Origin of the sequence: Salipiger bermudensis, assembly GCF_017309175.1 — a bacterium.
Lineage (GTDB): Bacteria > Pseudomonadota > Alphaproteobacteria > Rhodobacterales > Rhodobacteraceae > Salipiger > Salipiger bermudensis.
Genome location: NZ_JAEKJV010000060.1, coordinates 1 through 519 on the forward strand (window position 1 = coordinate 1; position 519 = coordinate 519).

Below are 519 nucleotides of genomic sequence, written 5' to 3' on the forward strand. Positions count from 1 at the left end.
CCAGCGCCCATCGCCTTCACCAGATCGTCTACGGAGCGCGTAGAGACCCCGTGGACGTAAGCCTCCTGGATCACCGCCACCAGCGCCTTCTCAGCAGTCCGTCGCGGCTCCAGGAAGCTGGGCAGGTAGCTCCCCTTTCTCAGCCGCGGGATTTCCAGCGCGATCCGACCGGCACGAGTGTCCCAGTCGCGGTCCCGGTAACCGTTTCGCTGAACCTCCCGCAGGGGAGAGCGAGCGCCCTTCGCGGCACCGGTTCGCGCCTCGACCTCCACTTCCATGATCCGCTCGGCCGCGAAGGCCAGCATCTCGCGCACGAGATCGCCATCGGCCTGCTTCTCAACCAGCTCAATCAGCGTCATTCTGTCATCGGTCATCGTCATCTCCGTTCTTGGTTCAAGGTCTCGCAACCCGAACCTTCTCGAAGATCGGCGGTGGCCGCCAGCGTCGCACCCGGCCGCGCGCTGCGCTACGCTGGGGGCTCCGCGCGCGGCCTCCTACACCAACCGGTGGGGCACTACC

The 519-nt window shown here is 66.5% G+C and carries 1 protein-coding gene; it reads right to left on the bottom strand.

Going from position 1 to position 519, the window contains the following annotated elements; genetic code table 11:
• Positions 1-374: transposase (locus JF542_RS24350; protein ID WP_207077738.1), on the bottom strand; the 374-nt coding region annotated here is incomplete at its 3' end.
• Positions 375-519: the final 145 nt, after the last annotated feature.